Origin of the sequence: Dokdonella sp. (genome assembly GCF_035703485.1) — a bacterium.
In the GTDB taxonomy this organism is placed as follows: domain Bacteria; phylum Pseudomonadota; class Gammaproteobacteria; order Xanthomonadales; family Rhodanobacteraceae; genus Dokdonella.
On the sequence record NZ_DASSYD010000100.1, the window covers coordinates 1 to 5,710 of the forward strand.

The window sequence follows — 5,710 nt, forward strand, 5'->3', positions numbered from 1 at the left end:
TCGGTCCGTTCGCGTCGCTCGTCGTAATCGAACCGGTGTTGCTGAAAACGGCGCTCAGGAATGATTTGGATGAGCTGACACTTTCACGGACCAGGAAACTGAATTTGTCGGGGGCACTCGCCGTCAGATCGAAAGAAATCCTGACTTCGCCCTCGGTGATTTCAGCATTCCCCATGGGCGCCCAACGCAGCCGACGCGCCGAGGTGCTGCTCAAATCGTTGCTGACTTGCAGCCGGCTCTGTCCCGGCGTGCTCTCCATGATCGAAGCGTTCAGATTGCCCAGACTGATGGGCTCGCCAAACGTCGCGCCGCGGCTGCCGATCGGATCACCGGTCGTCTTGTTGTTGAAATCCGCGTACAGGGCATAGCGCGGTGGCGACAGGACTACTCCTGCAAAACAGTCGATTGAGATGATCGAGCACACGACAAGGAGCAATGAAGCAAACTGGACACGCATCGGGATTCTCCACAACGAGGGATAGTGCGAGCCATCCGCGATGGCGGCTGACCCAACGTCCCGATCCTTGCCGGGAATCCGATCCGAAGCTTACAAATACCATCAAACTTTCATCAAATAACCGTCAAATCATTGATTTCTAGCGAAAAACAGCACGCCATGCTGGCCGCTCGGATCCGGGCCGACGGCGATCGGGCAACCAGACAACAAGCTTGCTCAGTGCTTGGCCGCGTCCTTGTTGTCCCCGATTTTCGCCATTGAAGGCACTTCGCTCGCCTGCAATTTCTTCGCGACCGCCTCATTGGCTCGCATGACGCGCAACATGTTGCCGCCGGCGAGAGCGGCGAGATCGGCATCGCTCCAGCCACGACGGGCCAGTTCGACGAGCAGGGCCGGATACTTGTCGACGCCGTCCAGCCCGTCGGGCGTACTGGAAATGCCGTCGAAGTCGGAACCGAGGCCGACACTTTCGATGCCGGCGATCTTGCGGATGTAGTCCAGATGGTCGGCGACCTCGGCGAGGGTCACCGTCGGTCGCGGATGCAGGCGTTCCCACTCAGCCATGGCTGCTGCGGCGCGCTCGGGCTGACCGATATACAGACCATAGTAGGGTGGAGAGTTGTAGCGGGTTTCTTCGGCGGCATGATCGGCATCCCAGCACGCGCGTTCCTGCGAGATATAGCTGGGAAAGAAATTGACCATGACGATGCCGTGGTTTTGCGCCACCAGCTTCAGCACCTCATCCGGCACGCCGCGCGGATGATCGATCAGCCCGCGCGCGCCGGAATGCGAAAACATCACCGGCGAGCGACTGGCGGCGATGGCATCCTTCATGGTCTTCGCCGAGACATGGCTCAGATCGACAATCATGCCGAGCCGGTTCATCTCGCCAATCACGGCACGGCCGAAACCGGTCAGTCCGTTGTGTTGGGGATTGGCCGTGGCGGAATCGGCCCAGTCGGTGTTGAGGGTATGGGTGAGGGTCATATAGCGCACGCCAAGCACGTACATCTGGCGCAGCGTCGCCATCGAGTTGTCGATCTGGTGGCCGCCTTCGATACCGATCAGCGAAGCAATCCGCCCGACCTTGTGGATGCGCACGATGTCATCGGCGGTGTAGGCCATCTGAAAGGTCTGCGGATACTGCGCAACCATGTTGTGGACGATGTCGATTTGCTCGATCGTGGTCTTGATCGCCTCGGGGCCGGTGGTCGTCGTCGGAATCCACACCGACCAGAATTGGCCGCCGATATGACCGGCGCGCAGGCGAGGAATATCGGTCATCAAGCCGAGCCAGTCCGATGGCGCATCAGCGGGCGGCTTCATGTTCGCGTGATTCGCGTTTAGATCGACATGGCCTTCGCGCGCACGGAGTTCCCAGGGGAGATCGTTGTGACCATCAATCAGCGGCGTCTTCGCCAGCACGCGTTCGACGCGTTGGAGCAGCTCGGCGTCATTCGCCGTTGCCGGCGATTTCGCTTCGGCCACACCCACTGCAAGCACGAGTCCAGCCATCAACAGGGAGGCGCGAATACCATTCATGTGTGCTCCAGGGTAGTCATCGAACGAAATCGGGGAATAACGAGGTTGCGCAGCACCGACACTCAAACCGCCTGCCGCGAAATGCGATTTTTGCATACGATGGCATTGCTGCGTGATTCCGCGCGACACTGGGGCGGCAGCACAATCGATCAGCCATCTGGCCAACGAGCCCGTCACCATGACTCACATCATGCAAGCAACGTCTCTCGACTCAGCTCACGCGCTTCCAGCACGCTGCTACATCGGCGAAGCAATGCTCGAGATGGAGCAGGCCACCGTGTTCGCGCAAAGCTGGCAACTCGTCGCCCATTGCGGACAATTGGCCGAGCCCGGCGATCACGTCGTCGAGCAGATCGGCAAGGTGCCGGTGTTGATCGTGCGCGGCCAGGATCGTGTGCTGCGCGCGTTTCCGAATGTGTGCAGACATCGCGCCGGACCGCTGGCCCTGTGCAACGGCAAAGGTGCCAGATCGCTGCAATGCAAATATCACGGCTGGACCTACACGCTCGAGGGTCAGCTACGCAGCGCGCCGGAGATGCAAGGCGCGCAGGATTTCGAGGTCGGCGACATCCGCTTGCCGCCGCTGCGCGTGCACGAATGGCAGGGACTGGTTTTTGTTTCCCTCGACGATGAGGTGCCCGCGTTTGACGAGGTCTATGCCGGCATTGTCGAGCGCATCGCGCCGATCGATTTGTCCACAATGCGCTTCGAGCGCCGCGAGAGCTACGACATCGCCTGCAACTGGAAGGTCTATGTCGACAACTTCCTTGAAGGCTATCACCTGCCTCACGTGCATCCGGGTTTGTCGCAGCTGCTCGATTACCGCGCCTATGACACCGAGCTGTTCGCCTGGCACAGCCTGCAATCCTCGCCGCTGCGCGATGCCGGCGACCGCTACGGCGAAGGTGAGGCGTTCTACTATCAGATCTACCCGAACATCATGCTCAACATCCTGCCGGGCCGCCTGCAGACCAATCGCGTGCTGCCACTCGGCGCCGAGCGCTGCCGCGTCGAATTCGACTTTTTCTATGCACAGGATGACAACGCGCAGGCGCGCATCGCTGCAGATGCGGAGTTCAGCGACGAGGTGCAGCTGGAAGACATCGCGATCTGTGAAGCAGTGCAACGGGGCCTGGCCTCGGGCACCTACGATGCGGGTCGCCTGTGCCCGAAGCGCGAGAGCGGGGTCTGGCATTTCCACAACCTGTTGCGTGCTGCTTATTCGAGGGCTGCAAACGAATAACTCCGTTTGCCCTTCATTTATCGTACCTGCGCAGGCAGGAGGCGCTTCACAACCGCTGAATGGCCGCTCGTCCTGCACCTTTGCACTTCCAACGCAGCCTCCTTCCTGCCGCACCGCAAAGAAAAGTGGATATCAAGAGCAAAGTCACTGGACCCCTGCCTTCGCAGGGGCGACGGTGAAGTGGATGATGAGGTTTGTTGAGGTTGGCCGCGGCTGTGAACTTTGATCCCCGGGTTCGCCGCATACCTGAGATTCTCCGCCTATCGTCCCTGCACTTCGATGTTTCAGATCAAGCAAGCGTCAATGGCAACTTGCGCAAGCGCTTGCCGGTCAGGGCGAATACTGCATTGGCGACGGCCGCTGCGATCGGCGGCAAACCGGGTTCGCCGACACCGCCCATCTTGTCGGTGCTCTTGACGATATGCACTTCGACCTTGGGCATCTCGTCGATGCGCAGCACCACATAGTCGTTGAAATTACCTTGTTCGACCTTGCCATCCTTGAAGGTGATCTCGCTGTGCAGCACGGCGCCGAGGCCAAACGCGATCGCCGATTGCATCTGTGCCTCGATGGTCAGCGGATTGACCACCGGGCCACAGTCGATCGCGCAGACCACACGATGCACGCGGATCTTTCCATCCTCGATCGAGACTTCGGCGACTTGGGCGACATGACTGCCGAACGAGGCATGCGCAGCGAGTCCGGCGGCGTGACCTTTCGGCAAGGGCTTGCCCCAGCCAAATTCCTTCGCCGCGAGCTCGAGCGCGCGCAGATTACGTGAATCGGCGGGCAGCAGCTTGCGGTGATAGGCAAGTGGATCGACTTTCGCCGCGTGGGCCAGTTCGTCAACAAAACTCTCCATGACGAAGCCGGTGTGGGAATGACCGACCGAGCGCCACCACAGCGTCGGAATCGGTGTTTCGGGCGTATGCAGATCGACCCGATGAGCCGGGATCGCGGCGAGATACGGCGAATCGGCCGCGCCTTCAACCGACGCTGAATCGATGCCATCCTTGATCGAGAATTCGGCGAATGGTGTACCGGCCATGATCGACTGACCGACGATCGTATGCGCCCACGCCGAAGGCCTGCCATCTTCGCCAATCGCAGCTGAGAAACGCGACAGCCACATGGGTCGATAGTAGCCGCCATGGACATCGTCCTCGCGCGTCCAGATGATCTTGACCGGCTTTTTCACGGCCTTGGCCGCATGCACGGCTTCAGCGACGAAATCCGAATGCGGGTTGGCGCGGCGACCGAAACCGCCGCCGAGGAATTGCGTGTGGATCTTTACCTGCTCGGGCTTGATGCCGAGGATCTGCGCAACCACGCCCTGATCGACACCCTGAAACTGGGTGCCGGTCCAGATCTCGCAACCGTCCTCGCCGATCTCGGCTGTGCAGTTGAGCGGCTCCATCGGCGCATGCGCGAGAAACGGCAATTCGTAGTCCGCATCGACGCGCTTGTCAGCGGCCTTGAGCACTGCATCAACATCGCCGGCCGTGGCTGCGATGGCTCCCGGCTTCTCAGCGCGCTTGCGGTAGTCGGCACGCATTGCCGCAGTGGACAAGCTTGCGCCGACGCCCAGATCCCATTCGATCTGCAGAGCATCGCGGCCCTTCTTGGCTGCCCAGAAGTGCCTGGCAAGCACGGCAATACCGCTCGGTATCTGAACCACGTCGACCACGCCTGGCACCGCCCTGGCCTTGCCCGAATCGAAGCGCTTGACCTTGCCGCCGAACACCGGTGCGCGGGCGATCACGCCGGTCAGCAGGCCGGGGCGCTGCACATCGATACCGAATCCGGCCGTGCCGGTGACCTTGGACAGACTGTCGATGCGCCGCGTCGGCTTGCCGATCAATTTCCAGTTGTTCGGATCCTTGAGAGTCACCTTGGCCGGCGGCTGCAGTTTGGCTGCCGCGTCGGCGAGTTCCCCGTAGCTGGCCTTGTGTGCGCCGCAAATGACGAATCCGTTTTCGGTGCGGCAATCACCAGCCGCAACCTTCCACCGCTGCGCCGCTGCTTCGACCAGCATCGCCCGCGCCATCGCGCCGGCCTGGCGCATCTGGTCAAACGACTCCAGCGTGCTCGTCGAGCCACCGGTGCCCTGGATGCCGAACGCATTGTTTGCGTAGACCGGCGCATTCGGCGCGTTTTCCATGCGCACCTTCGACCAGTCGCAATCGAGCTCTTCGGCAACCACCATCGGCAGCGAGGTGCCGACGCCCTGACCCATCTCCGAATGCTTGATCAGAATCGTGATCGTGTTGTCATTGCCGATGCGCACAAAGGCGTTCGGATCCATCGCCGGGGCTGCAGGTGCCGCGCCCTCCTGGGCAAACAGGCGGCGCTTGCCGAATGGCACGAAACAGGCGATGACCAGACCACCGGCCAGCGAGGCCGAGGTCGCGAGGAAGCGCCGCCGCGACGGCTGCGCAAGATCACCGGGATCACGCGTCATGATGATT

4 protein-coding genes are annotated in these 5,710 nt (G+C 61.2%); 1 reads left to right on the forward strand and 3 read right to left on the reverse strand.

Annotation, left to right across the window (positions count from 1 at the left end; genetic code table 11):
* Together VFN25_RS07455 and VFN25_RS07460 are read right to left on the reverse strand one after the other, a co-directional pair.
* A partial coding sequence (locus VFN25_RS07455) for a hypothetical protein (RefSeq protein WP_325140417.1) occupies positions 1-457 on the reverse strand: 457 nt, incomplete at its 3' end.
* Positions 458-673: 216 nt separating this feature from the next.
* Positions 674-1,999: a dipeptidase gene (locus VFN25_RS07460; RefSeq protein ID WP_325140419.1), complete on the reverse strand. Its 1,326-nt coding sequence runs from the start codon at positions 1,997-1,999 to the stop codon at positions 674-676.
* A 190-nt stretch (positions 2,000-2,189) separates the two neighbouring features.
* On the opposite strand from VFN25_RS07460, the gene VFN25_RS07465 reads away from it, so the two are divergent.
* Positions 2,190-3,242: an aromatic ring-hydroxylating oxygenase subunit alpha gene (locus VFN25_RS07465; RefSeq protein WP_325140421.1), complete on the forward strand. Its 1,053-nt coding sequence runs from the start codon at positions 2,190-2,192 to the stop codon at positions 3,240-3,242.
* Between the two features lie 289 nt (positions 3,243-3,531).
* Here VFN25_RS07465 and VFN25_RS07470 read toward each other — a convergent pair.
* Positions 3,532-5,710: xanthine dehydrogenase family protein molybdopterin-binding subunit (locus VFN25_RS07470; RefSeq protein WP_325140423.1), on the reverse strand; the 2,179-nt coding region annotated here is incomplete at its 5' end.